This is a genomic window from Sphingomonas sp. DMC8 (assembly GCF_056314185.1).
The window spans coordinates 690,986-715,951 of record NZ_JBQUYV010000001.1 but is presented as its reverse complement, the minus strand read 5'-3'; the positions used below and the strand labels follow the sequence as shown (position 1 = coordinate 715,951).

Annotated in this window: 21 protein-coding genes, 1 tRNA gene and 1 pseudogene; 15 read left to right on the top strand and 8 right to left on the bottom strand. The window is 65.8% G+C overall.

The window, feature by feature from the left end; all coding sequences use genetic code 11:
* The first annotated feature begins 10 nt into the window (after positions 1 to 10).
* From ACT53K_RS03485 to ACT53K_RS03435, 11 genes and pseudogenes are all read left to right on the top strand, one after another.
* Positions 11 to 1,351: a phospholipid carrier-dependent glycosyltransferase gene (locus tag ACT53K_RS03485; protein ID WP_476227137.1), complete on the top strand. Its 1,341-nt coding sequence runs from the start codon at positions 11 to 13 to the stop codon at positions 1,349 to 1,351.
* An 84-nt stretch (positions 1,352 to 1,435) separates the two neighbouring features.
* A complete protein-coding gene (locus tag ACT53K_RS03480) occupies positions 1,436 to 2,551 on the top strand; it encodes an NADH:flavin oxidoreductase (RefSeq protein WP_476227136.1) in 1,116 nt (371 codons plus the stop codon).
* A 100-nt stretch (positions 2,552 to 2,651) separates the two neighbouring features.
* Entirely contained in the window at positions 2,652 to 3,683 is a 1,032-nt protein-coding gene (locus ACT53K_RS03475; RefSeq protein WP_476227135.1) for a COX15/CtaA family protein, read from the top strand.
* On the top strand, positions 3,680 to 3,994 hold the full coding sequence (gene cutA / locus ACT53K_RS03470; protein WP_476227133.1) for a divalent-cation tolerance protein CutA: 315 nt from the start codon (positions 3,680 to 3,682) through the stop codon (positions 3,992 to 3,994). The genes ACT53K_RS03475 and cutA overlap by 4 nt, the downstream gene beginning before the upstream one ends.
* A 136-nt stretch (positions 3,995 to 4,130) precedes the next feature.
* Positions 4,131 to 4,610 carry a 50S ribosomal protein L13 gene (gene rplM / locus ACT53K_RS03465; protein WP_476227132.1) on the top strand — a complete coding sequence of 160 codons (480 nt, stop codon included), beginning with the start codon at positions 4,131 to 4,133 and terminating at the stop codon, positions 4,608 to 4,610.
* Entirely contained in the window at positions 4,610 to 5,164 is a 555-nt protein-coding gene (gene rpsI, locus ACT53K_RS03460) for a 30S ribosomal protein S9 (protein WP_476227131.1), read from the top strand. The genes rplM and rpsI (ACT53K_RS03460) overlap by 1 nt, the downstream gene beginning before the upstream one ends.
* A 1,362-nt stretch (positions 5,165 to 6,526) precedes the next feature.
* A complete protein-coding gene (locus ACT53K_RS03455; RefSeq protein ID WP_476227130.1) occupies positions 6,527 to 6,841 on the top strand; it encodes a helix-turn-helix domain-containing protein in 315 nt (104 codons plus the stop codon).
* Positions 6,828 to 7,865 carry a reverse transcriptase family protein gene (locus ACT53K_RS03450; RefSeq protein ID WP_476227129.1) on the top strand — a complete coding sequence of 346 codons (1,038 nt, stop codon included), beginning with the start codon at positions 6,828 to 6,830 and terminating at the stop codon, positions 7,863 to 7,865. The genes ACT53K_RS03455 and ACT53K_RS03450 overlap by 14 nt, the downstream gene beginning before the upstream one ends.
* A 122-nt stretch (positions 7,866 to 7,987) precedes the next feature.
* Positions 7,988 to 8,257 (top strand): annotated as a pseudogene (gene rpsI, locus ACT53K_RS03445) (30S ribosomal protein S9); the annotation flags it as partial.
* Between the two features lie 579 nt (positions 8,258 to 8,836).
* Positions 8,837 to 10,489, top strand: a complete 1,653-nt coding sequence (locus tag ACT53K_RS03440) for a DUF1800 domain-containing protein (protein WP_476227128.1) — start codon at positions 8,837 to 8,839, stop codon at positions 10,487 to 10,489.
* Positions 10,490 to 10,502: 13 nt separating this feature from the next.
* Entirely contained in the window at positions 10,503 to 11,870 is a 1,368-nt protein-coding gene (locus ACT53K_RS03435; RefSeq protein WP_476227127.1) for a DUF1501 domain-containing protein, read from the top strand.
* 235 nt (positions 11,871 to 12,105) lie between these two features.
* Here ACT53K_RS03435 and ACT53K_RS03430 read toward each other — a convergent pair whose 3' ends face one another.
* The 5 genes from ACT53K_RS03430 to ACT53K_RS03410 all read right to left on the bottom strand — a co-directional run bounded on the left by ACT53K_RS03430 (position 12,106) and on the right by ACT53K_RS03410 (position 18,523).
* Positions 12,106 to 12,852: a metallophosphoesterase family protein gene (locus ACT53K_RS03430; protein ID WP_476227126.1), complete on the bottom strand. Its 747-nt coding sequence runs from the start codon at positions 12,850 to 12,852 to the stop codon at positions 12,106 to 12,108.
* A complete protein-coding gene (locus ACT53K_RS03425) occupies positions 12,849 to 13,691 on the bottom strand; it encodes a diacylglycerol/lipid kinase family protein (RefSeq protein WP_476227125.1) in 843 nt (280 codons plus the stop codon). Before ACT53K_RS03425 ends, ACT53K_RS03430 begins: the two co-directional genes overlap by 4 nt.
* A 34-nt stretch (positions 13,692 to 13,725) precedes the next feature.
* A complete protein-coding gene (locus ACT53K_RS03420; protein ID WP_476227124.1) occupies positions 13,726 to 14,508 on the bottom strand; it encodes an enoyl-CoA hydratase-related protein in 783 nt (260 codons plus the stop codon).
* Positions 14,509 to 14,560: 52 nt separating this feature from the next.
* A complete protein-coding gene (locus ACT53K_RS03415; RefSeq protein ID WP_476227123.1) occupies positions 14,561 to 15,781 on the bottom strand; it encodes an NAD(P)/FAD-dependent oxidoreductase in 1,221 nt (406 codons plus the stop codon).
* A 78-nt stretch (positions 15,782 to 15,859) separates the two neighbouring features.
* The gene (locus ACT53K_RS03410) at positions 15,860 to 18,523 is read right to left on the bottom strand and encodes a glycoside hydrolase family 3 C-terminal domain-containing protein (protein ID WP_476227122.1); all 2,664 of its coding nucleotides are present in this window, start codon (positions 18,521 to 18,523) and stop codon (positions 15,860 to 15,862) included.
* A gap of 257 nt (positions 18,524 to 18,780) precedes the next feature.
* Between ACT53K_RS03410 and ACT53K_RS03405 the strand changes: the two genes are divergently transcribed.
* The 4 genes from ACT53K_RS03405 (at position 18,781) to ACT53K_RS03390 (ending at position 23,358) form a co-directional block, all read left to right on the top strand.
* The gene (locus ACT53K_RS03405) at positions 18,781 to 19,857 is read left to right on the top strand and encodes an alpha/beta hydrolase (protein WP_476227121.1); all 1,077 of its coding nucleotides are present in this window, start codon (positions 18,781 to 18,783) and stop codon (positions 19,855 to 19,857) included.
* Positions 19,854 to 21,746: an NPCBM/NEW2 domain-containing protein gene (locus tag ACT53K_RS03400; protein ID WP_476227120.1), complete on the top strand. Its 1,893-nt coding sequence runs from the start codon at positions 19,854 to 19,856 to the stop codon at positions 21,744 to 21,746. Before ACT53K_RS03405 ends, ACT53K_RS03400 begins: the two co-directional genes overlap by 4 nt.
* A 108-nt stretch (positions 21,747 to 21,854) precedes the next feature.
* Positions 21,855 to 21,928: transfer RNA gene (locus ACT53K_RS03395), tRNA-Gly, on the top strand.
* 197 nt (positions 21,929 to 22,125) lie between these two features.
* Positions 22,126 to 23,358, top strand: a complete 1,233-nt coding sequence (locus tag ACT53K_RS03390) for a tyrosine-type recombinase/integrase (protein ID WP_476227119.1) — start codon at positions 22,126 to 22,128, stop codon at positions 23,356 to 23,358.
* A gap of 62 nt (positions 23,359 to 23,420) precedes the next feature.
* On the opposite strand, the gene ACT53K_RS03385 is transcribed toward ACT53K_RS03390, so the two are convergent.
* The 3 genes from ACT53K_RS03385 to ACT53K_RS03375 form a co-directional block, all read right to left on the bottom strand.
* Entirely contained in the window at positions 23,421 to 23,843 is a 423-nt protein-coding gene (locus ACT53K_RS03385; protein WP_476227118.1) for a PIN domain-containing protein, read from the bottom strand.
* On the bottom strand, positions 23,843 to 24,106 hold the full coding sequence (locus tag ACT53K_RS03380; protein WP_476227117.1) for a type II toxin-antitoxin system Phd/YefM family antitoxin: 264 nt from the start codon (positions 24,104 to 24,106) through the stop codon (positions 23,843 to 23,845). Before ACT53K_RS03380 ends, ACT53K_RS03385 begins: the two co-directional genes overlap by 1 nt.
* A gap of 112 nt (positions 24,107 to 24,218) precedes the next feature.
* Positions 24,219 to 24,428, bottom strand: coding sequence for a helix-turn-helix transcriptional regulator (locus ACT53K_RS03375; RefSeq protein WP_476227116.1), 210 nt, complete (start codon positions 24,426 to 24,428; stop codon positions 24,219 to 24,221).
* Positions 24,429 to 24,966 lie beyond the last annotated feature (538 nt).

The following is a 24,966-nucleotide window of genomic DNA, read 5'->3' as shown; positions in this document are numbered from 1 at the left end:
GCGTGCGGATTTGGTTTCGGCCCCGGCCGCGATCCGCTATTCCCCTGCCATGCTCGATCGCCTCAAGGCCCTGCGCACTCGCCCCTGGATCGTTGCCCTGCTGATCGGGCTCGCCGCCCAGACACTCTTCATGGTGCATCTCGATCAGCCGAGCCGGATTTCGTTCGATGAGATCCATTATGTTCCGGCCGCGCAGGCGCTGATCGAACTGTCCGGCCCGCGCAACATTGAGCATCCGCTGCTCGGCAAGGAACTGATTGCCGCCGGCATCGAACTGCTGGGCGACAATCCGTTTGGGTGGCGCCTGTTCCCGACGCTGGCGGGCACCGCCACGGTGCTCGGCGTCTTCGCCTTTCTGTGGGTGCTGATGGGCCGGCGAATGCGGCCGGCGGTGATCGGCGCCCTGCTGACGCTGCTGAACCAGAATGTCTATGTCCAGGCGCGCACCGCGATGCTCGACATCTTTCTGGGCGCATTCCTGATCTGGGCAATGGTCTTCCTGCTCTGGGCGATGCGCGGCACGCCGCGGCAAGTGCTGTGGCGCTGGCTCGGCGGCAGCGCGCTGCTGGGGCTGGCAACGGCGGTGAAATGGTCGGCCGCCCCCTATGAGGCGGCGATCGCCCTCGCCTTTGTCGCGATCCGCATCGCCGATGCACGCAAGGCAAAGAAGCCGCTGGGCCATGCGATCTGGCTGAAGGACCAGCCGCACTGGCCCGGCCTTTCCACGGCGCGCGGGCTGGTATTGCTCGGCGCCATCAGCATTCCCGTCTATTTTCTGACTTTCCTGCCGGCATTCTTCTACGTCCAGGATGCGCTCGACCTGCCGGGCCTGTTCCAGCTTCAGCGCGACATGTACGCCGCGCAGACCCAGATTCTGCCGCACCACAATTACCAGTCGAGCTGGTGGAGCTGGCCGCTGATGATCCGGCCGATCTGGTTCTTTTACGAATGGGACATGGGCGCCCAGCGTGGCGTGCTGCTGATCGGCAATCCGGTCATCATGTGGGGCGGCCTGGCGGCTGTGGTGGCGAGCTATGCCGCCTGGTTCCGCGACCGCGCCGTGCGGCCGCTGGCAATGGCGCTGCTGTGGACCTTCTCGGTCGCGATCTACATCATCATCCCGAAATCGCTCGGCTTTTATTATTATTACCACCTCTCGGCGATTTTCCTGTGCCTGGTGCTGCCGGTGGCGTTCGACCATTTCGATCGCGGTCGCGGGCGTGGATGGGAGGAATGGTACACGGCCCTGGCGCTGGTTTGCTTCGGCTATTTCTATCCCATCCTTTCGGGCGCCCCCCTCGCCGACGCACAGGGCTTCACGCACTGGATGTGGTTTCCGAGCTGGCGGTAATTTGCATACCGGCTGCAGGGTCATCTTGCAGGATCGTCGGGAACCCCTAGCTTTACATCAGTTTCGAACTGCAACGGAGTTCTCATGACCGCGTCGACCGACGTCCTGTTCCGTCCCTTCCGCTTCAAGTCGCTCGATCTGCCCAACCGGATCGTGATGGCGCCGATGACGCGGACCTTCGCGCCGGAAGGGATTCCGGGCGCAGCCAACGCGGCCTATTACCGCCGCCGGGCCGAAGGCGGCGTCGGCCTGATCCTGTCCGAAGGCACGGTGATCGACCGGCCTGCCTCGCGCAACCACCCCAATATCCCGTTCTTCCATGGCGAGGCAGCGCTGGCGGGCTGGAAGATGGTGATCGATCAGGTTCATGCCGCCGGCGGCAGGATGGCGCCGCAGATCTGGCATACCGGATCGACCAAGACCCAGGTTGACTGGCAACCCGACGCCCCGGTGGAAAGCCCCTCCGGCCTGCTCGCACCCGGCAAGCCGCGCGGCGTGGCGATGAGCGAGGAAGACATCGCCGATACCGTCGCCGCCTTTGCCCGCGCCGCGGCGGATGCACAGCGGCTTGGCTTCGACACGGTCGAAATTCACGGCGCCCATGGCTATCTGATCGACCAGTTCTTCTGGGACGGTACCAACACGCGCGACGACCGCTATGGCGGGGCGAGCATCGCCGATCGGTCGCGCTTTGCCGTTGAGGTGGTGAAGGCCGTCCGCGCCGCTGTGGGGCCGGACTTTCCGGTGATCCTGCGGCTCAGCCAGTGGAAGCAGCAGGATTATACCGCACGCCTCGCCGCCAGCCCGGATGAAATGGCCAGCTGGCTGCAACCGCTGGTCGATGCCGGCGCCGACATTCTCCACTGCTCGCAGCGCCGTTTCTGGGAACCCGAATTCCCGGAGGTTGACGGTGAGAACGGTCTGAACTTCGCCGGTTGGGCGAAGAAGCTCACCGGCGCGCCGACCATCAGCGTCGGTTCGGTCGGCTTGTCGGGCGAATTCCTCACCGCCTTTGCCGGCCAGGGCGCCGAAAGGGCGGGTCTGGAAAAACTGATCGACCGCATGGAGCGCGACGAGTTCGATCTGATTGCCGTCGGTCGCGCGCTGATCAGCGATGCCGACTGGGTGAAGAAGGTGCAGGCCGGCGACAGCGAAGGGCTGAAGGATTTCAGCGCGGCTGCGCTCGCAGAACTGGTCTGACACCTGCGGAAAGGCGGTCCCGGGCCGCCTTCCCGATTGGGCAGGTTCCTGCGGCGGGCGCCCGCTTCCCCCGGCGCCCGCATCGCGGTAGGTGAGGAGCATGGCCTTTGCTCCTGATACCGCCCGCCCCCGTGCGCTTGCCAACTGGTTGTTTCTCGTCGCCACGATGATCATTGCCATGGTGGTGGTCGGCGGCGTCACCCGGCTGACCGAGTCCGGGCTGTCGATTACCGAGTGGAAACCGATCTCCGGCATCGTGCCCCCGCTCAATGACGCGCAGTGGCAGGCGGAATTCGATCATTACAAACAGATTGGCCAGTATGAGCAACTGAACCAGGGCATGACGCTCGCCGGGTTCAAGGCGATCTTTTTCTGGGAATATGTCCACCGCCTGCTCGGCCGGCTGATCGGCATGGTGTTCGCGCTGCCGCTGCTGTGGTTCTGGGTCCGCGGCCGCATTCCGCGCGGCTATGGCTGGCGGCTGGTCGCCCTGCTGGCGCTGGGCGGACTGCAGGGTGCGTTCGGATGGTGGATGGTCAAGTCCGGCCTCAACCACACCCGCACCTCGGTCAGCCATTTGTGGCTGGCGACGCACCTTATGACCGCGCTGTTCACGCTGGGGGGCATCATCTGGACGATGCTGGACCTGCGCGCGCTGGCGCAAAACCGCGCCGCCCGGCCGGCGCGGCTGACCTTGCTCGGCGCTGCCGTCCTGCTGCTGCTTGCCGTCCAGCTTTTCTATGGAGCGCTGGTCGCCGGGCTCGATGCGGGGCTCGTCACCAACCAGTGGCCGCTGATGAACGGCCATTTCTTCCCCGGCACGTCCGTGCTGGGCGAAACGCCGCTCCATGCCGCGCTCTATGATCCCGCCATCGTCCATTTCATCCATCGCTGGTGGGCCTGGGTGGCGGTCGCGGGGCTGATCGTGCTGGCGCGGGCGGCGAAACGCGCCAAGGCACGGCCGGCGTCGATCGCGATCCACACTGCGTTTGGCATCCAGATCCTGCTCGGCATCGCCACGGTGATGAGCGGTGTGAACATCGCGCTGGCGGCATCGCACCAGCTTACCGGCGCGCTGCTGGTCTGCGCGACCGTGTGGGGTGCACACACGATCGGGCGGCAGCGGCGGTGAGCGACACCGCCCTGCTCTACGTCACCTTCGCCGACCGGGCCGAGGCCGAGCGCATCGCGGAAACGGTACTGGCGGAGCAGCTCGCCGCCTGTGCGAACCTCCTTTCGCCCTGCACCTCGATCTATCGCTGGCAGGGCGGCATCGAGCGGGGCGAGGAAATTCCCGTCCTGTTCAAGACCCGCCCCGCCCTCGCCCGGCCGCTTCGCGAACGGATCGCGGCGCTGCACAGCTATGACCTGCCGGTGATCGAGCAATGGCCGGTCGAAGCCGGCGCGGCCGTGGCCGGCTGGATCGCTGCGGAGACCCGCTGAATCACATGGTATTATAATACCCGTCAGCAAACCCACGCATTTTCTTGACTTCTGCGCCGGGAATCGTCAGAGGAACTGCGATCGCGCTGCCGGAAACGGTGGCGCGTTGCATTTTCTACGCGAAAGGTCACAGGCCATGAAGGCGCTGATGAAGACCACCAAGTCGGTCAAGCCGGCCGAGGTGGAGAAGAAGTGGCACATCGTCGACGCCGAAGGGCTCGTCGTCGGTCGTGCTGCGGTGGTGATCGCCAATGTGCTGCGCGGCAAGCACAAGACCAGCTTCACCCCGCATGTCGATTGCGGTGACAATGTCATCGTCATCAACGCGGACAAGATCCGTTTCACCGGCAAGAAGCTGGGTCAGAAGGTGTACTACAAGCACACCGGCTATGCGGGCGGCATCAAGGGCATCACCGCTGCCAAGGTTCTCGAAGGCCGCTTCCCGGAGCGCGTTCTGGAGAAGGCCGTGGAGCGCATGATTCCGCGCGGTCCGCTCGGCCGCCAGCAGATGCGCAACCTGCGCATCTATTCGGGTTCGGCGCATCCGCATGAAGCCCAGAACCCCGAGGTTCTCGACATCGCCGGCATGAGCCGCAAGAACAAGGTGGGTGCATAATGTCCGACAACCGCCAGTCGCTTTCCGATCTGGGCGCCGCGCTGGGCCAGCAGCCCGCCGCCGCTCCGGCTGCTCCGGCCGCCAATGCCGCCGAGGCCTATCTCGCCGGCGAGATCGCCGAACCCGCCGCCCCGACCACGCCGCTGCGTGCACAGGAGCTGGACAAGTTCGGCCGCGCCTATGCCACCGGCCGTCGTAAGGACGCCGTGGCCCGCGTGTGGCTGAAGCCGGGCACCGGCAAGATCACGATCAACGGTCGTGACCAGGAAACCTATTTCGCGCGTCCGACGCTGCGCCTCGTCATCAACCAGCCGTTCGGCGTCGCCGAGCGTGAAGGCCAGTATGACGTGATCTGCACCGTCAAGGGTGGTGGCCTTTCGGGCCAGGCCGGTGCCGTGAAGCACGGCATCGCCCAGGCGCTGACCAAGTATGAGCCGGTGCTGCGCGCCCCGGTGAAGAAGGCCGGCTTCCTGACCCGCGACAGCCGCGCCGTCGAGCGTAAGAAGTACGGCAAGGCGAAGGCCCGCCGCAGCTTCCAGTTCTCGAAGCGCTAAGCGTCTCGGCTACGGCCAGAAACAAGGGGCGGTCCGGCAACGGGCCGCCCTTTTTCGTTCAGCCTCCGCACGGCCCGCATGCGGGCCTGGATCGGTCCGAGACTGCCGGCGGTCGCGAGCGGCCGAAAGCGGTGAAAAACGCCCGCGCCGCAGTGGCAGCCCCCGGCCGAAGTTTAGGAAGTTTAGGCGTACGCGCGTTTCCGCAGGGACCGCACCCGTGCAGCGGGGTGAAGTTTAGGAAGTTTAGGCCCACGCGCGTTTCCGCAGGGATCGCAACCGTGCAGCGGGGTGAAGTTTAGGAAGTTTAGGCCCACGCGCGTTTCCGCAGCGACCGCACCCGTGCAGCGGGGCGAAGTTTAGGAAGTTTAGGCCCACGCGCGTTTCGGCAGGGATCGCAACCGTGCGGCGGGGCAAAGTTTAGGAAGTTTAGGCGCACGACGATGGGGTGCGCCTCGTCCGCAAGAACACCGGGCACAGCCGCACAGTCCGTCCCTCGTCGGGCGCGCGTGCATATCGAACAGAATCAAAGAGCGGCCGCCAAGGCCGGCAGCAACGAAACATATAGGGAACATTAGATGGCTCGCAAGCCGCCGCCTCCACGAAGTTCTGTCGCCGCCAAGGGCAGGAACTGGTGGGAAGCGGACATGACCGCTTTTGGAGGGAGCAACCGGCATAGCTGCCGTTGAGCAAGCCGCGGCGCGGGGGCGCCTCCCGACCAGCTTAAGACAATCAGCTTCATTGATGTGAGCGGCGGCTCTTGCCTAAACCCGCCATTTGTGCCTCGTAAACCGGCCAGTCGACTTTGCGCCCTAGTTTCGGCCGTTTCAGGAGGGTGATGGGAATCCCGAAAGCTGCCGCTCGCTTTGACCATTGTCAAATAGCGAGCTGCTCAGTGCTGCCGCCTCCGCAATCTCTAAGATGAATTATCGCTCAACGCGATATTTTATCTTGACCGGCATCTCGATGAGGTTATGCTAGCGGTGCGATGGTAGCTCATACTGAACCCGTCAGAAGCTGGGGCCACAAGCCCTGTGGGGAGATCGTCTCCCCGACTACCACCTGCGTCTCGGCGGCGGGGAGCGGCGCGCCGCGCCCGCCCGGGACCGGGCGCGGCAAGCCCGAGGTACAAACGCTCCGGAACAGTGCTCTCAACAGTGCCTACGGGGGCCGGCATTTCGTCGCCGGTCTGGCCGAAAGGAGAGCCATCAATGAGCCGTCATCCTCGCACGCAGCGGCACCAGCCGCCTTCTCCTTCGCGCTGGCTTCTTCTCATGAAGGTGGTCATCGCGATTGGACAGGTGGTGTCATTTCTGAAGTATTTTCTTCATCGGGAGTGACAGGTGACCTCGGGACAGCCGCACCATGACTAGGCGCAAGAGCATTAATGACGCGCTTCGTCTGCTGCGCCTCTATTGCGGCTTCTCGCAGACCGAGATGGCGGCCAAGCTCGGAGTTGCCCAATCGATGGTTTCCGATGTGGAGGGGGCGCGCAAGAACGTCACTATGGATCTGCTCGAAGCCTACAGCCAAGCGGTGGGCGTGCGCATGTCGCAACTCCTGTTCTTTGCTGAGGAAATCGAGGGCCAGCCGATCGCGCGGCGCGGGCAGCTCATTGTTGCCGACAAGGTGCTCAAGCTGCTCGAAAAGCTGAAGCCGGCCGACCGTGAGGCAGCGTAAACCGCAGCGCTACGAACGCTATGCGTTTCAGGATTCGCCCTGGGTGCAGGATTTGACCCAGCGCGACCTTGCCGAGCTTCTTGGCTACACCAAGACCCAGCTCGAGGCCCTGATCCGGGACAAAGACAAATGGATCAGCCGCCGCAGAGAGCTGATCGGCAGCAAGATGCGCAATCTCGCCGTGCCCAATGGCAAGCTACGCGCTGTGCATGAACGGCTGAAATTTCACCTGAACAAGATCAAGCAGCCCGACTATCTCTTCAGCCCGCGCAAAGGCCGGGCCCAGCGCGACAATGCCGAACATCATGTCGGCCAGGCGCAGTTTCTCAGCCTCGACATTCGCCAGTTCTACCCCTCAACCACCAGCGAACATATCTTCCGCTGGGCCTATCATAAAGCTGGCCTTCGCGCCGAAGTCGCGGGCATGCTCGTCCATCTCGTCTCGGTCGACGGCAAGATGCCCTTCGGATCACCTATCAGTCCGGTCCTAACAACGCTCGTTCATCGCTCGATGTTCGACGCCATCAAGCGGATCTGCGACGCCCAGGGGCTTAAAATGTCGCTCTGGGTCGACGATCTCACCATCTCGGGCCGAGCGATACCCGGAACCATCATCGAAACTATCAGGGCCGAGATGCGCAGGTGCGGTTTCCAGACGCACAAGATTCAGTTCCGTACCGGCAACCGTCCCGTAATCGTCACGGGCGTCCCGATCGAGGGTGGTCGGGTGACCGCGCCGCGCTCGATTCATGAACGGGTGCGGGTTGGCTATGCCGCTCTTCGTGGCCAGCTTCAGGACGCTGAGCGTGCGCACGAGATCGATCGGCTTCTCAGCGCCCTCGGGACACTGCGTTACCATGTCGGCAAAAGCTCAGCCGAGGGCCGACTGGCAGCCAACCGCATGCACGCGCTTCGGCAGCGACGAGCGAAGCTGACCATCGTCGTCACGACGGGCGCCGATCCGTCCTCCGCGTCTGCCATCACAGTTGCCGCCGCGCCGGATAGCACGTTGCCCTGGGAATAGCTGGCAATGGGCGTCTGCTTTTAACCCTCTCTGGCCGGGAGCCGCCAGTCCGCACTCGGCCCAGCTTCAGTCGTAACGTCACGCGACGCGGACGAGCGCTGAACGTCAGTTTCTGACAGGAGCTGACCTTCAACCCGCGACATCGGGGCGACGGATTTGTCCCAGGCCTCGTCATTCCAAGCTTCGCCGCCGGAGATGAACAAACGGCAGGTTTCGGGTTCCACAAATGCGACGCTGAACGACGTGGATTGGGGACGGCGCCGACCAAGTATGAGCCCGTGCTGCGCGCCCCGGTGAAGAAGGCCCGCTTCCTGACCCGCGACGGCCTCGCCGTCGAGCCCAAGAAGTTCGGCAAGTCGAAGGCCCGCCGCAGCTTCCGGTTCTCGAAGCGCCAAGCGTCTCGGCTGCGGCCAGAAACAGGGGGCGGTCCGGCAACGGGCGCCCTTTTTCGTATCTACTCACCCCTCCACGCGCACGGAGTGCGAATCGCGCCTGCGTCGGCTCCCGCGACCTGGCAACCGGCATCAGACCTCGTCCGAGTGCTCGGAAAACAGTCTTCGCGCGAAAAAATTTCCGAAAGATTCCGGCAACCGGCCGAGCGCGCCCGCCTCCCGCAACGACCTTTGCATCGACCCGCTCGCGCCATCTTGTTGTTAATGAACTTTTATCATTAACCGCCGCCGCCAGCGGCGACGCGAAAAATCTCCCATTTCCATCCGCATACCCGGATTGCTACTCCATCACCCATCATAATCTATGTTTATAGGACTTAATGTGGTAGCCACTCATCGCGGGATGAATGTTACAGAGGCGAGACAAATATACGGTGGGTTAAAGTCCTATAAGTGTTTCGACGAAACCCGCTCTTAACCAGTCCTTTCCTACCATTTCTCCACAAATGCTTGAGCATTGACGGGCGGGAAAACATTGTGATCATCGGGATAAGGCAAGCTGCCCTTTGCACGGCAGCAATGATGGCGTTTGCCCTTTCGGGTTGCGGTGGCGGCGGCTCCGGCAGCGGAGGCAGCACCGGCGTGGTGCAGAGCCTGCCCACGCCCACCCCCACTGCCACCCAGAACGCGCTGGTAGATTCGGTGCGGCTGGCAAAGCAGGCGAGCTTCGGCCCCACCCAGACGCTGGTCGACCATATCAAGCAGGTCGGCGTATCCGCCTGGCTGGACGAACAGTTCGCCGCGACCGGCAGCACCTATTCCGATATTGCCGCCACCGAAGTGCGGCGCGATTTCTGTGCGGCCACCGACATTAATTGCAGCCGGCTGCACTTCACCCGCGTGCCGGTGGCGATGCGCTTCTATGCCGATGCCGTGAACGGGCAGGACCAGCTGCGCCAGCGCGTGGCCTTTGCCCTGCAGCAGATGATCGTCGCCTCCGAACTGGAAGTGACCTCGGCTGCAGGCATGGCCGCGTTCAACCAGATCTTTCTGGACAATGCCTTCGGCAATTTCCGCGACATCCTGAAGGCAGTGACGCTCAGCGGCTATATGGGCGATTATCTCGACATGGCCGACAGCAACAAGACGGCCCCATCGGAAAACTATGCGCGCGAACTGCTGCAGCTCTTCTCGATGGGCCCGGACCAGCTCGCGATGGACGGCACCCCGAAAAAGGATGCGAACGGCGCGACGATCCCCAATTACGGGCCGGACGACATTCGCGGCGTCGCCCGGGCACTGACCGGCTGGACCTATGCGCGGCTGGGCGGTGCGCCGATCACCGACAATGCCGCGCGCGACTATTCGCAGCCGATGATCACGGTGCCCAGCCGCTATGACAGCGCCGAAAAGCGCTTCCTGGGCGCGGTCGTGCCGGCCGGCGCCAGCCAGGACGCCAGCGTCAATGCGGTCGTCGATGCCGCGTTCAGCAATGCCTCGACGGCGCCCTTCGTCGCCCGCCACCTGATCGCGCATCTGGTGACGCCCAATCCCAGCCCCGCCTATATCGGCCGGGTCTCGGCCGTGTTTGCCGATAACGGCAATGGCGTGCGCGGCGATCTGAAGGCAGTGGTCCGCGCGATCCTTACCGACAGCGAGGCGCGCAACGCCTCCGCCACCACCATCGGCAAGCTGAAGGAACCGATCCTGGTGATGACCAGCCTGGTCCGCGCCATGGGGATGGTGACCGACGGCTTCATGTTCACCAACCGCGACTCCAGCCTGGGCCAGCCGGTGATGCGGGCGCCCTCGGTGTTCAACTTCTATCCGATCGACTATCCGCTGCCGGGCAGCACCACGCTCTACAGCCCGGTATCGAAGCTGTTCAACACGGCCAGCGTCATCAAGCTGCACAATCTGGTCTATGACTGGACGATCAACGCCGACAGCGCGGCGACCAGCGAATGGGTGTCCAACTCCGCCCTGCCGGTCAATTCGGGCAGCAAGGCGGCCTGGGCCGACTGGGAAGCGTTCGGCACCGACACGGACTCGATGATCACGCGGGTCGATCTGCTGATGTTCGGCCAGACGATGACCCAGGCCCAGCGCGACAAGCTGAAGGCCGCCGCCAACGCCATTACCAACACCGACGCCGCGACGCAGGCGCGCAAGCGGGCACAGATGCTGCTCTACATCGCCGCCACCAGCCCGCTGTTCCTGGTCGACCGCTAAGGGAGCCCCCATCATGACGCTTTCCCGTCGCGACTTCGTTCGCCTCACTGCCGGCACCGGCGCGCTTGCGGCCATGGGCCAGCTGGGCCGCACCGCCGCCATTGCCGCGCCTGCCAGCAGCTTCCGGGCGATGGTCGGCATTTTCCTCTATGGCGGCAATGACGGCTGGAACATGGTGATCCCCACCGATGCCCGGCATTCCGCCTATCTCGCTTCGCGCGGTCCGGTCGGTATCGCCCGGTCGGCGCTGACGCCGCTGACCAACGCCAGCTATGCGCTGCATCCGGCGATGTCGGCCCTGCGGCCTGTGTGGGACGAAGGCTCGCTGTCGCTGGTCCTCAACACCGGCACGCTGTTCGCGCCGCTGACCAAGGCGACCTACCAGTCGCGCACCGATCTGCGGCCCAGCAACCTGATGAGCCATGCCGACGAGCAGGCACATTGGCAGGGGCTGCGCGCCCGCGAAGCCAATACCGACGGCTTCATGGGTCGCATGGCCGACCGGATGACCGGAGGCAGCCTGCCGCCGCTGATGTCGATTTCCGGATCGGCGCTGGCGATCATCGGCCGCCAGGGCAGCGGGCTGGTGCTGCCCTCGACCGGTACGATCGTGCGCTCCGGCTATACGGCAGGAAGCAGCCCGAAGAACGACGCCATCACCGCCGTGGCAGACGGCAGCGGCTTCGATGCAGTGACCAGCGGCGTCGCCCGCGACATCACCAATGGCTATGCCCAGGCTGTCACGGCCAACACCATCCTGTCCGGCAGCAGCACCCTCGCCAGCTATTTCGTGAACCCCGCCACCGGTGCGGCGCTGACCAGCGATCTGTCGAAGCAGCTGATCCGCGTTGCCCAGATGATCCAGGCAAGCGGTACGCTGGGCCATAACCGCCAGACCTTCCTGGTCAGCCAGGGCGGGTTCGACAATCACTCGGGACAGGTGCAGGCGGGGAACACTGCGGCCGGCACGCACGCCGGGCTGCTGGGCGAACTCGCGATGGCGATGGCCGGTTTCTACAATGCGATGAAGGCGCTCGGTCTGGCACAGAATGTCACCGCCTTCACGATGAGCGATTTCGGCCGCACCTATCTGGGCAATGCGCAGAGCGGTACGGACCATGCCTGGGGCAACAATCATCTGGTGATGGGCGGCGATGTCACGCCCGGCGGCGTGTTCGGCACCTATCCGGACCCCACGCTGGGCGGCGCGGACGACATCACCCAGCAGGGCCGGTTCGTGCCGAGCACCGCGCAGGAAGAATATCTGGGCGCGATTGCGCGCTGGCACGGCGTTGCCGATGCCGACATGCCCTATGTATTCCCGAACTGGACGACCTGGTCCACCGCGGGACGCGGGCCGCTGTCGCTCTTCCGGGCGTAACGCCCAGGACGATCGACCTTCGGCTCTTTCGCTCCCCTCCCTGAAGGGGAGGGGCTGGGGGTGGGGGCGCGCGTCCGCGCGCGCACAGACTCCCTCGTCCCGTGTAGCGTTCGCGACCCGCCGCCTGACGGCGGCGGACCCACCCCCGGCCCCTCCCTGCAAGGCAGGGAGGGGAGCGAAAGAGCCCTTTCACCCGTTCGAGGGATTGAGGAACGCCTCTGGAAGCCGGTCCGCTCTAGAGAACCACGCTCCCCTCGCCCTGGAAACGGGCGCGGGTGGCGAAGTCGCCGCCCTCCACCAGAATCTCGTTGAACGAAGGCGGGCGGTCGCGCGTGCGGCGCGACAAGGTGCCGGCGCCGACCAGACGGATCGTCCGGTCGCCCACGCGGTGCACGCGGTCGAACGGATCATGGACATGGCCGGTCAGCACCGCGTGCGCGCCGGCCGCCGCCAGCGCCGCCAGCGCCCGTGCGCCGTGGCGCGTATGGGAGGTTGCGCGCGTGCCGGCTTCCGTCAGCGGGTGATGCGCCGCCACGAAGATCAGGTCGCCCTGCGGCACCGCCTCGGCCAGCGCCAGCGACTGTTGCAGCGCGTGCAGGCTCACATGGCCCTTCGACCAGTTGAAACGCCACTGGAACCGCGCCGTCGTCTTGAGCGGCACCACCGACACACCCCGCACATCCAGCGGGCGTTCGATCATCCGCTCCAGCGCGCGATAGCGTCGGTACGGCGTGGCGAAGCGGACGAGCGGGTTGAAATAGGGCAGGTCGTGATTGCCGACTTCCACCGTCACCGGCACGCCCAGCCCCTCCAGCCACGCCGCCGCAGCCGCGAATTCCGCGGCACGCGCACGCATCGTCAGGTCGCCGGTCATGATCACGGCATCGGGCCGCTCCACCCGCACCAGATGATCGAACCAGTCGATCGCGGCGCGGTCCTCGCAGCCGAAATGGACGTCGCTTACGTGGAACAGCCGTGTCATGTCGCCGGTGCCTCCGCCCGCGTGGCGATAAAGGTCTCCAGGCTGCGGCCGGCGCGGATGGCAGTGCCGGGATCGAGCATCGCCGGCTCGCCATCGAACAGCGCGAGTACCGGCGCCCGCTCGCGCAGTGCCAGCCGGTCGGTCCGGCCTTCGGTCACGGCCCGCGCGGCGATCCAGTCGCCGGTCACCCATTCCCAGCCGAGCTGGACGATCGATCCCCAGTCGCGCGCGTCCACTGCGGCGACCTCCAGCCCCGCCAGCGTCGGCGTGACGAACACCGCCTGATACCGGTCGCCGAGCTGCGGGGCGCCCGCGATCCGGACGCCGCGGCGGTGGAAGGTCTTGCGCCAGGCACCGCGTATCGCGGCGAACAGCCGGCCGATCCGCCCCTTGCGCACGGCCTCGCGCGCACGGAACCAGGCCGCTGCCGGCCCCAGTATCAGACCTACGAACGCGCGATGCTCGCCCGCGACGATATAGGGCAAGGCCACGCGCCGGTCACAGCCGTGCGCAGCGTGGATAATCGCGTGCGGGTCGGTTTCGGCGTGCAGCGCCTTGGCCAGCAGGTTCATCGTGCCGCCGGGCAGGATCAGGAACGCCCCTTCCCAATCCGTCAGGGCGCACAGCGCCGCGTTGATCGTGCCGTCACCGGCGAACAACACCACCGTATCGACACCGGCGGCATCCAGCGCGGCGCCATCCGGCAGCGGATCGGCGGAGAAGCGTGTCCGGCCTGCCAGCGACAGCCCGCGCTCGGCGAACACGGCCTCCAGCGCTTCGCATTTCGCGTCGGACGTGGTGCCCGAATTCGGGTTGGTGATGAACCACAGGGTCTGCATGCCCCCGTAACGCGCCAACGCCGATTTGGCGCCCTTACCGCCCCCGGAACTGTGCGGGGCGCTTGGCGAGGAAGGCCGCGACGCCCTCGCGGAAATCCTCGGTGTACGAGGCGAGCCGCTGGTGATCGGCCTCAATCTCCAGCGTTTCGGTCAGCGAGCCTGACAGTGCGGCCGCCACCTGCTTGCGGATCAGGCCCAGCGACACGGTGGGCATCGCCGCCAGCTTCGCGGCCAGCACGCGCGCCGTTTCCATCAGTGCGGCATCATCGACCACCCGCGTCACCAGCCCGCAGGCGAGCGCTTCGTCGGCCGGCAGCTTCTCGCCGAGCAGCGCCATCTCGAGCAGCTTCGCACGGCCCGCCGCCTTGCCGATCAGCCAGGTCGCGCCGGCATCGGGCACCAGCCCGATATTGGCGAAGGCGAGTAGCAGATAGGCCGAACGCGCCATCACCACGATGTCGGCGGCCAGCGCGATCGACGCCCCCGCCCCCGCCGCCGCGCCGTTGACCGCGCTCACCACCGGGATCGGCAGGGCGGCGATGGTTTCGATCAGCGGATTGTAATGCGCACGGAGCGACTCGCCCAGATCGCGCTGCCCCATGCTTGCCGCGCTGGCGGCAAGATCGGCGCCCGCGCAAAAGGCGCGCCCCTCGCCCGTCATCAGCACCGCGCGGGCGCCATCCTCGGCAGCGCGGCGCAGGGTGGCGGCGAGCAGGTCGAGCATCTCGCTGGTAAGCGCATTCAGCCGGTCGGACCGGTTGAGCCGCACCAGCGCAATATCCCCTTCGCGTTCGAGCAGCACCGATGCGTCCGACATCCTCTTTCTCCAGTATTTTTTCGCGCCCTCCCGATTTGCCGGGAAGGGGATCTTACAATTCCTTCAGCACCGTCGCCGGATCGGCGAGCTTCGCCGGGTCGGCGGCGATCCGCTCCACCACCAGCCGCCGTCCCTGCACATAATCGCGCGTCGCATTGACGCAGTCGAGCGCGATGACATGCCCCGCCTTCAGATAGATCACCGAGAAGGACCGGCTCGCCGGATCGCCGCGCACCACCGTGGCATCATGGCCCATGCTGAGGCCGATGGTCTGGAGCTTCAGGTCATACTGGTTCGACCAGAACCAGGGCACCGCGTCATACGCCGCATCCTGCCCGGTCAGCAGCTTGGCGACGACATTCGCCTGGTCATTGGCATTCTGCACCGATTCCAGCCGGATCTCGGCGCCATCGGCATAGCCATTGGCGTGCAGCGCGCAGTCGCCGATCGCGAAGATGTCGGGAAGGCTGGTGCGGCACTGGTCATCGACATGCACGCCATTGCCGCCCGCCGCGCCCGCCGCAAGCAGCGGCGCGACTTCCGGTACGATGCCGATGCCCGCGATCACCAGATCGGCCGCCAGTGTCTCGCCGCTCGCCAGCCGGACGGCGGACACGCGCCCGCCCCCGCCCAGCAGGCAATCGACCATCGCGCCGGTGCGCAGGTCGACGCCGTGCGCGCGGTGTTCGGCCTCGTAAAAGGCGGACAGCGCCGGGCCGGCAACGCGCGCCAGCACCCGCTCCATCGCCTCCAGCACGACGACATGCTTGCCCTGCTTGGTCAGCGCAGCGGCTGCTTCCAGCCCGATATAGCCGCCGCCGATCACCACGACATGCTGCGCCGCCGGCAATTCGGCGAGCAGCTGGTCGACATCGGCGCGGGTGCGGATCGCGTGGACACCGGCCAGGTCGTGCCCGCTGCACGACAGCCGCCGCGCGCTGCCGCCCGCCGCCCACACCAGCGTGCCATAGCCGATCTGGCCGCCGGCCGTGTCGGTCAGCGTCTTGGTCGCCGGATCGACCGCAGCAATGCGCCGGCCGCGCAGGATCGGCACGTTGCGCTCTTCCCAGAAGCTCGCCGGGCGAATGAGGATGCGCTCGAACGTCTTCTCGCCGGCCAGATAGTCCTTGGAGAGCGGCGGCCGCTCATAGGGGATTTCGGGTTCCTCGGTAACGATCGCCAGGCTGCCGGCATGGCCTGCCTGTCGCAGCGCGATCGCGCATTGCGCCCCACCATGACCGCTGCCGACGATCACCACATCGAACTGTTCCAATACACCCTCCCGTCCCGGCGGCGCCCGCACCGCATCCTTTGGACCGCGCATAGCCAGCGCCGGGACGGAGGGAAAGCCTCAGTCGGGCAACGGCACCGTCTGGTCGACATGGAAGGTGGCGGACGTACCCGGCGCACCGGTGCCGGGCTGGCCGCCGCCCACGGTCAGGCGATAGTCGCCCGCCAATACCCGGTGCTGCCCTTCGACCGAGACGCTGCTCAGGTCACGCGGCGACAAGGCGAAGCGCAGCTGCCGCACCTCGCCCGGCTTCAGCGACACGCGCTGAAAGCCGCGCAGCGCGATTCGCGGGGCACCCGGATCCTTGGGAAATTCCAGATAGAATTGTGCGACTTCATCGCCCGCCCGCGCGCCGGTGTTGCGCACCTCGGCCGTCACGCTGATCCCCGCCCCGGCGCCCCCCGCCGCCGGCGTGACCACGGGGTTTGCATAGGCAAAGCTGGTATAGCTGAGCCCATAGCCGAACGGATACACCGGCGTGCCGGTGAAATAGCGATAAGTCCGCCCGCGCATCGCATAGTCACCGAATGGCGGCAGATCGTCGACGCTGCGATAGAAAGTGAGCGGCAGGCGGCCCGACGGGTTGGTCTTGCCCGACAGCACCTGCGCAATCGCCAGCCCGCCGACCTCGCCCGGATACCAGGCCTCCAGGATCGCGGCGGCGTTGTCCTTCGCCCAGCTCAGGTTGACCGGGCTGCCGTTCATCGCCACCACGACCAGCGGCTTGCCGGTCGCGCGCGCCGCCTCCAGCAGCGCCTGCTGGTCGGCCGGCAGGTCGAGCGTGGTCTTGTCGCCGCCCTTGAAACCGGGGATCGCAACGGGCGATTCCTCCGCCTCCAGATCGGAGGTTAGCCCCACCACCGCGACCAGCACCTCGGCATCCGCCGCCGCTGCCTTCATCTCGGCAACCGGATCAGCAGCGATCCGCTTCCACACCATATCGATCCCGGACAGCACATGCTGGTCGGCGCGTACTTCGACCGGATAGCGCTTGCCCTTTTCCAGCCGTACCTCCCGCATCGTCGGCAAGCTGCCCCAGCTGGCCTTGTGCAGATCGACGAACGGCTTGCCTTCGAAGATCATCTCGCCGCCGAAGCCGGTCAGGCCCAGCCGGTAGGTGCCGGTTTCCGGCGGAACCAGAAAACCGGTCCAGACGGTGCGGTGATGCTCCGACACCGCCGCGAGATCGAGGCTGCGCGCCGCCACATCGGCTTCGATGCGCGTCACCACCGGGGTGTCGGCAAACCGCATCGCCGCGGTCGCCTCGCGGAAGGTGCCGGGCGCGAATTCCGCCGGGGGCGGCGTGACGGGGTTATAGTAGCGCGCGAGCAGCCCGGGCTTGCCGTCGGGCGTCCGCAGCGCGCTCGGCGGCACGCGATCGCCATCGGTATAGGAGGGGCCGAACGGGACATAGCGCACCTGCGCCTTGGGGAAGGTCTGGCGCAGCCCTTCCACCACCGAGATCGGTTCGCCGGACAGGCCGGAGGAATAATTGCCGCGCAGCACACGGGTGGCATCGCCCAACGGCCCGATCACGGCGATGCGGCTGCCCGGCTTCAGCGGCAGCAACCCGTCATTCTTCAGCAGCACCAGGCTCTTTTCCGCCGCCTCCAGCGCGAGCGCGCGGTGCGCCGGCGCGCCGATGTCGCTGCGCTTGCCGGCCGCGGTGCGAATGCCGGGCAGATCGCCGTTGCGCAGCCGGGCCGAGAACAGGCGCACCAGCGCGCGGTCGATGTCCGCTTCGGTGAGCAGGCCGCGCGCCACCGCTTCATGGTAGCGATCGCCCAGCCCCGCCGTGTCGCTGAGCGTCTGGGTATGGCATTCATTGTCCACCCCGGCGCGCATCGCGGCGGCAACTGCGGCGGCGCCGTCGGGGGCATAATGGTGGTTGTCGCTGATGTCCTTCACCGCATCGCAGTCGGACACGACATAGCCCTTGAACCCCCAGGCGCCGCGCAGATGGTCCTTCAGCAATTCGTCGCTGGCGCAGGCGGGCTGGCCGTCGATGCGATTATAGGCGCACATCACCGATCCCGCCTTGCCCTCGACGATCGCGGCCCGGAACGCCGGCAGATAGGTGTCCTCCAGATCGTGACGCGAGACGAACACGTTCGCCGCATGGCGCGTCGATTCCGGGCCGCTATGCACCGCGAAATGCTTGGGCGTGGCGATCACGTTCGGCAGGTCCGGGTTCGCCCCCTGCATCCCCTGCACGAACGCGACGCCGATGCGCGCGGTGAGGAACGGATCCTCGCCATAGGTTTCCTGCCCCCGCCCCCAGCGCGGATCGCGGAAGATGTTGATATTGGGCGACCAGGTATCGAGCCCGGTGCCGATCCGCCCCATCCGCCCGGTTTCGCGGGCCAGCGCGTGGAGGCCCTGAACCTCGCTGCTGATCGCGCCCGCTACGGCATGGACCAGCGGCGTGTCGAAGCTGGCGGCAAGCCCGATCGGCTCCGGGAAATTGGTGGTCGGCAGCGTGCCGAGCGCGCCGTGCAGCGATTCCGTCCACCAGTTATAGCCGGGGATATTCAGCCGCGGGATCGCAGGCGCGACATTGCGGAGCTGCGCGATCTTTTCGTCCAGCGTCAGCTGGCGGACGATAACCGCAGCGCGGGCATCGGCTTCTGCCTGCGGATCGGCCGCTGTCTGCGCGAATGCCGCCAGCGGCGTCAGCGCGGCAGCCAGCAGCGCGGCGCGCAGAGGGTGTCTGATCGTCTTCATCTTTCCTCTCCTCAACAGTTTCTGCGTGTTGCGCCGGACCGGAAGGGCCGTGCACAAGCACTCGTTTTTTCCGGATCAGCAGGAGGAAAGGCCGCTACACCTCGACCCGAAAGGATCGATCCCCGGTGCCCCGCCCCTCACCTTCCGATCGTATTTAGTCCGACTTGTTCTAGTCGAACGGAGATGTTAGCGCTACCGCATAAACAACGGGCGCAGAAAAAATGCGCCGTCGAACGGCAACATCCGGGAGAGACGCCATGGGCTTGTTCCGCGACATCACCATTGCCATCGCGCTAGGCGGCACCGCGCTGGGCGGCACGCACGCCGCCGCGCAGGTGCAGACGCCCGCACCGCCGCCGGTACCGGGCGCCCGCCCCGTCACGATCGAGCGGATCAAGGTCCATTCCCCGGCGATCGAAGGCAATCTGGAAGGCGAAAGCGCAGACCGCGACGTGATCGTCGTGCTGCCGCCCGATTATGCGGCCAACCCGCGCAAGCGCTATCCGGTCGTCTATGCGCTCCACGGCTATTCGATCGGTGCCGAGCAATGGAGCAAGGAAATCCATGTGCCGCAGGTGGTCGAGGGCGGTTTTGCGCTCGGCGCAAAGCCGATGATCCTGGTGCTGCCCGACAGCAAGACGCTGCACAACGGGTCGATGTATTCCAGTTCGGTGACGACGGGCGATTTCGAGCGCTTCATTGCCCATGATCTGGTCGCCTATATCGACAGCCATTACCGCACGCTGGCGACACGCGAGAGCCGCGGCCTGGTCGGGCATTCGATGGGCGGATACGGCGCCACGCGGATCGGCATGAAGCATGCCAATGTCTTCGGCGCCGTCTATATGATGAGCCCGTGCTGCCTGTCGCCGCGCGACACCGGCATGATGACCCCCGAGGCGATGGCCCAGCTTGAGGCCGTGAAGACCCGGGAGGCGGCAATGGCGCTGCCCTGGATGCTGCGCGGTACGCTCGCGACGGCAGCGGCCTGGTCGCCCGACCCCAAGGCGCCGCCGCTCTATCTGGACCTGCCGGTGAAGGACGGCAAGCCGCAGCCGGATGTGCTGGCAAAATGGGCGGCCAATGCGCCGCTCGCCTTTGTCGACCAATATATCGGCGATCTGCGCCGCTACCGCGCGATCGCGATCGATGTCGGCGACAAGGACAGCTTGCGCTTCGATGCGCAGAAGCTGCACGAACTGCTCGACCGCTATGGCATCGCCAACAGCTTCACCATCTATCCCGGGGATCACACCAGCGCCGTGACCGACCGTTTCCAGAACCATGTTCTGCCCTTTTTCAGCAACGCGCTGGTCTTTGCCCCCAGCCGATGAAGCGCGCATTCGCCCTGTTCGCGGCGGCGCTGTTCGCCCAGCCCGTCGCCGCCCAGACCGCCGATCCGCTGGCCCCCACGGGCCGCTGGACCGCCTATAGCCGCGGCGCGGCCGCGCTGCCGCCCATGGGGTGGAATAGCTGGAACGCCTTCACCAGCGACATCGACGAGGAGAAGATCCTCGCCTCCGCCAAGGTGATCGTCGACAGCGGGCTGGCCGCCAAGGGGTATCGCTACATCGACATTGACGATGGCTGGTGGCTGAAACGGCACCAGCCCGACGGGCGGATGGTGATCCGCACCAGCGCCTTCCCCTCCGCCGCGATGCCCGACGGAACGACCAGCTTCCGCCCGCTGACCGATCGGCTGCACGCCATGGGGCTGAAGGCCGGCATCTATTCGGACATCGGCCGTAACAGTTGCGGTCAGGTATTCACCTCCACCTATCCCGGCCAGCCCGAAGGCACGGTGGCGGAGCGCGAAGTGGGGCTGTACGGCCATGTCGATCAGGACATCCGGCTCTATTTCGCCGAATGGGGCTTCGACCTCATCAAGGTCGATGGCTGCGGCATTCGCGGGCTGCCAGCCACCGACAAGCGCGTGCAGGCCGGCCAGTACCGCGCGTTCCCGCCGCTGGTGGATGTCGACTCGCTAGGCCGCACCGATGTGGCGGCGGTCCGCGCGCTGTACCAGCAGGTCGGCACCGCGCTCGAGCGCTGGAACCCGGACAACGACTTCGTCTTCTCGCTCTGCATATGGGGCGCCGCAGACGTCCGCAGCTGGGCCGCGCAGGTCGGTAACATGTCGCGTACCAGCGAGGACATTTCGCCGAGCTGGAGCCGGATGCTCCACAATATGGACAGTGCCGCCCGCCGCGCTTTCTATGCCCATCCGGGCTCGTGGAACGACCCCGACATGCTGTTCGTGGGCACGGGCGCATTCGATGCCGCGCACCTGACCGAGGCGCGGGCGCATTTCAGCCTGTGGGCAATCCTCAACGCGCCGCTGATGATCGGCTATGACCTGCGCAAGGCCGGCCCTGCGCTGCTCGACATCTGGGGCAATCCGCGCATCATCGCGCTCAATCAGGATCCGGCGGGCAATCAGGCCGTACTCGCCTTTGATTCGGACGACATCTCGATCTTCGTGAAGACGCTGGCGAACGGCGACAAGGCGGTGGCGATCCTCAACCGCGGTGCTGCGCCGATCGACGCCACGCTCACCGCCGAGCAGATGAAGTTCCGCAGCGATACAGCGGTGGCGCTGACCGACCTGTGGAGTGGCGAGGCCCTGCGCTTCACCGGCGAGCAAACCGTTTCTCTGGCCCCGCACGAGGCGCGGATGTTCACTGCGCGCGGGCCCCGCCAGCTTGCCGACGGTCTGTATCTCTCCGAAATGCCCGGGCGCGTGAACCCCGCCGTCGACGGGGTAGTGGTGCCGCAGGCCGAACCGCTGATCCATCGCGGGCTGCTCCCCTGGCGCGGCAGCCGCGGCAATGGTGAGCCCCCCCGCTATGGCGGCTGGGGCGGCACCCAGCCCGATCGCGCCGTCTATGGCGAAACCCTGTCGGTGGCCAGACAGCGTTTCGACAGCGGCGTGGGCGCGCTCGCCAATTCGCGGATCGAAGTGCGCAGCGCCGGTTTCGCCCGCTTCACGGCGCGGGTCGGCGTCGACGACAGCGCCCGCGACCGTCGGCAGGAGGTGGTCTTCGCCGTCTATGCCGACGGCAAGCTGCGCGCACGCACCCGGCCGCTACGGTTTGGCGAGGCGCCGGTGATGATCGACGCCGATATACGCGGGGCCACGATCGTCGAACTGATTGCCACCACGCCGGGTGCCCCCCGCTTCCCCGACCCGATCGCCTGGGGCGATGCCGCGCTTCACCGCTGATGCCTCGAGGCACAGCAAATCATTGACCAGCCTGCCCCACTTATGCCAGTGACCCCGGCGTCGATGGTCGATCGGCCCGGCCACCAGCGCCGCCGCCCGGCCCGGGATGCGGGTGTAGCTCAATGGTAGAGCAGAAGCTTCCCAAGCTTACGACGAGGGTTCGATTCCCTTCACCCGCTCCAATTCTCGATCTCACAACATCCCACAGAGCTTTGTAAACCGCAGAAATTTGCGGTATTTTTCGGGTCATCCGGCTCGTGACCGCTCGTCCCATCGCATTAAATCGCAAATGCGGGTGGGGCCTTCTCAAAAATCGCGGGCCCCACTTATTTGCACGAGGCCCCAAAGTGGTGGGGCCTCGGGACGGAAGGCCCGAACCATGCCTTTGAGTGATATGGCAATCCGCAAGGCCAAGACCCGCGAAAAGGCCTACAAGCTTTATGACGAGCTGGGCCTCTACCTCATCGTGTCGCCGTCCGGCTCCCGCCTCTGGCGGATGAAGTTCAAACACCGTGGCCTGGAGAAGAAGCTCAGCTTCGGCTCCTACCCGGAGGTCAGCCTGCGCGACGCGCGTAAACTGCGTGACGATGCCCGCGATGTCCTTTCCGAGGGGAAGGACCCCGTTCTGGAGAAGCAGCGCGAGAAAGTTCGGGCCGAAGCCTTGGCGGAAAACACGTTTACTCGAATCGCTCATGAATATTGCTCGAAGCGGCGGCGCGACGGCGACCGGGCCTGGGCACCCTCCACCGCTGCACGGTGCGAATATCTCCTCAGCCTGCTCGACACCTCCATCGGCACAATGCCGATCCATGAGATCGAGCCCATCGACGCGCTGACCGCGATTCGAAAGATCGAGAAGCGTGGCAAGCTGGAAAGCGCACGACGAACCTTGCAGTTGGCCAGCGCCGTGTTCCGCTACGCCGTCGCCACTGCCCGGCTGAAGTCCGATCCGACACGAGATCTTCGTGGCGCGCTGCTGACGCCGACCGTCACCCACTACGGCGCAGTTACCGAAGCCAAGGAGGTCGGCAAGCTGCTCCGGGCGATCGATGCCTATGAAGGTCAAGGCATGACCAAATGGGCACTGCAACTGGCGCCACACGTGTTCGTGCGCCCGGGCGAACTGCGCCATGCGCGGTGGGATGAGATCGACTTCGACGCCGCCGTGTGGACCATCCCGGCCGAGAAGATGAAGATGCGCAAGCCGCATCACGTCCCCCTCTCGACCCAATCGATCGCCATTCTGCTGGAGATCAGGTCGATCACCGGGGCCAACGGCTATGTCTTCCCGTCCATGCGATCGCGCACGCGGCCGATGTCGGACAATACCCTCAACGCTGCACTGCGCCGCTTGGGCTATTCCACGAATGAAATGACCGCCCATGGCTTCCGGGCGATGGCGAGCACCCTACTGAACGAGTCGGGCAAATGGTCCTACGACGCCATCGAGCGCGCGCTGGCGCATGGCGATACCGATAAGGTGCGGGCGGCTTATCATCGTGGCACGCATTGGAAGGAGCGCGTTGCAATGGCGCAGTGGTGGTCGAATCTACTCGACAGCCTGCGCAGTGGCGCGACGATCCTGCCCTTCCCGGAAGTGAAGGTCGGCTGAGCGCGTTCGTTTCCTCCTCACCAGATCGCGTCCCGGCACGTATGGGTTTGTGGCCCCCTCGCTTATTGGACCAGGTTTTCCCAAGGGTTGAGCAGGGGAACGTCGGTTGCGACAAAGTCGGCGGTGTTGCGGGTAACGACGGTGAGACCGTGAACAAGGGCGGTGGCGGCGATCATTGCGTCGCGCTCTGAGCGGGGATCAGGAACGTGGAGCGCTGCGCAGCGACAGGCCACCGCCGCGTCGAAATCAAGAATGTGATCCGCAAATCCAGGCATCACGGTCTTGTCCATCCAGCGACGCAGCGAAGCGGCCTGCGCTTCATCCCGACGGTGCAACCGAAGGATGCCGATTTCGATTTCCATGATCGTCACGGCCGACACGAACGGGCGTGCGCCGAGGGTCATCTTTGTCCAGGCCTCGAACGCCGGGCCGGCGCGTTCCGGCTTCCGCAGCGCCGAAACGACGTTGGTATCGAACAGGAACATCAATCCTCGCCGAACTCTGCCGGACGGAAGCTGATGTTCAGCTTGGGCGGGTCGAAATCGAAGTCGCCGCCGTCATCCTTGTCCGCAAACATATCCCATAGCGTCGGGCCCTTGCCGATCAGCCGCTGATATTCTTCGATCGAAAGCAGGACATGCGCGGGGCGCCCGCGATCGGTGATAAAAACAGGGCCGTGCAGCGCCGCCTTCTTGGCGCGGGCGGCGTCCTGGTTGAACTCGCGACTGGTGAAGCTGGTGATGCCCATGACGCCCTCCATGGCGCTTGACGATATGTTGCTACATTGTGAGCAGCACAGCGAAAGTCAAGCTGCATGGAGGGTAGCGTCGCGGGACGATCGTAGTCATGGGGCCAGCTGGTCAGCGGAAATCGTCCACATGGTAGAAGATGGGATTGTGCATCCACTCGTTGACGGCGGATTCCCGCCAGCCCGCGCAGCGGGTGGCGATGCGCACCTGCCTGGGGAAGGTCCCCTTCTGGATCTTCCGGTAGAGCGTCGCGCGTGACAGGCTGGTGCGGCGGAGCACCTCCTTTAGGCGAAGGAAACGGTCGGGTTGCTGCTGGGCCATGGGTCAGTCTCCTGTGTCTTGTGGGGTCCTTTTGTGTTTGTCGGAGACAGAGTTGGGGCGACGATCGCCGTCGTCAACGGTAGGAGAATTGGCCGTTTTATGGCGACTTGTCCCTAGATGTTCCTATTCGTCCGCTGCCGTTCCAAATTTGCGGGAAAATTATTTTGCGGGCGGATGACGTGGCGTCTCAGGCTGTTCCAGCCTGATCGCGCTCTACTTGCGCGTGCCGCTCCAGCCGAGCCGCCTTGCGGCGTCTCGTCGGCTTCGCCGTGACGATCGCATGACGTGCGGCCGGTCCGCGATGCGGCCCGGTCGGCATGGGCGCCATGCCTCTGGCGGTCGCCGCGCCGGTGGCGCGGCGGCGTGGTGCCTTCGGCGTCATGGTGGCGGGGGGCGTCACGGCCCTGTAGCCCCGCCTCGGCGCGGCGCAACCCGGCAGCCTTGCTGCCGGGTCATCCACGTTCGTTCCTGCCCTTCGGGTGCGCCCCGCCTGCGTCCGGCGGGGCTGTCGGTCCGCTCCTGCCGCCCCCCGCCACCC

Excerpts from the sequence above, each read along its gene's own strand:
- ACT53K_RS03480 (WP_476227136.1), top strand. The coding sequence starts at position 1,436 with ATGACCGCGTCGACCGACGTCCTGTTCCGTCCCTTCCGCTTCAAGTCG.
- ACT53K_RS03475 (WP_476227135.1), top strand. The coding sequence starts at position 2,652 with ATGGCCTTTGCTCCTGATACCGCCCGCCCCCGTGCGCTTGCCAACTGG.
- rplM (WP_476227132.1), top strand. The coding sequence starts at position 4,131 with ATGAAGGCGCTGATGAAGACCACCAAGTCGGTCAAGCCGGCCGAGGTG.
- rpsI (WP_476227131.1), top strand. The coding sequence starts at position 4,610 with ATGTCCGACAACCGCCAGTCGCTTTCCGATCTGGGCGCCGCGCTGGGC.
- ACT53K_RS03455 (WP_476227130.1), top strand. The coding sequence starts at position 6,527 with ATGACTAGGCGCAAGAGCATTAATGACGCGCTTCGTCTGCTGCGCCTC.
- ACT53K_RS03440 (WP_476227128.1), top strand. The coding sequence starts at position 8,837 with ATGATGGCGTTTGCCCTTTCGGGTTGCGGTGGCGGCGGCTCCGGCAGC.
- ACT53K_RS03435 (WP_476227127.1), top strand. The coding sequence starts at position 10,503 with ATGACGCTTTCCCGTCGCGACTTCGTTCGCCTCACTGCCGGCACCGGC.
- ACT53K_RS03430 (WP_476227126.1), bottom strand. The coding sequence starts at position 12,852 with ATGACACGGCTGTTCCACGTAAGCGACGTCCATTTCGGCTGCGAGGAC.
- ACT53K_RS03425 (WP_476227125.1), bottom strand. The coding sequence starts at position 13,691 with ATGCAGACCCTGTGGTTCATCACCAACCCGAATTCGGGCACCACGTCC.
- ACT53K_RS03420 (WP_476227124.1), bottom strand. The coding sequence starts at position 14,508 with ATGTCGGACGCATCGGTGCTGCTCGAACGCGAAGGGGATATTGCGCTG.
- ACT53K_RS03410 (WP_476227122.1), bottom strand. The coding sequence starts at position 18,523 with ATGAAGACGATCAGACACCCTCTGCGCGCCGCGCTGCTGGCTGCCGCG.
- ACT53K_RS03405 (WP_476227121.1), top strand. The coding sequence starts at position 18,781 with ATGGGCTTGTTCCGCGACATCACCATTGCCATCGCGCTAGGCGGCACC.
- ACT53K_RS03400 (WP_476227120.1), top strand. The coding sequence starts at position 19,854 with ATGAAGCGCGCATTCGCCCTGTTCGCGGCGGCGCTGTTCGCCCAGCCC.
- ACT53K_RS03390 (WP_476227119.1), top strand. The coding sequence starts at position 22,126 with ATGCCTTTGAGTGATATGGCAATCCGCAAGGCCAAGACCCGCGAAAAG.
- ACT53K_RS03385 (WP_476227118.1), bottom strand. The coding sequence starts at position 23,843 with ATGTTCCTGTTCGATACCAACGTCGTTTCGGCGCTGCGGAAGCCGGAA.
- ACT53K_RS03380 (WP_476227117.1), bottom strand. The coding sequence starts at position 24,106 with ATGGGCATCACCAGCTTCACCAGTCGCGAGTTCAACCAGGACGCCGCC.
- ACT53K_RS03375 (WP_476227116.1), bottom strand. The coding sequence starts at position 24,428 with ATGGCCCAGCAGCAACCCGACCGTTTCCTTCGCCTAAAGGAGGTGCTC.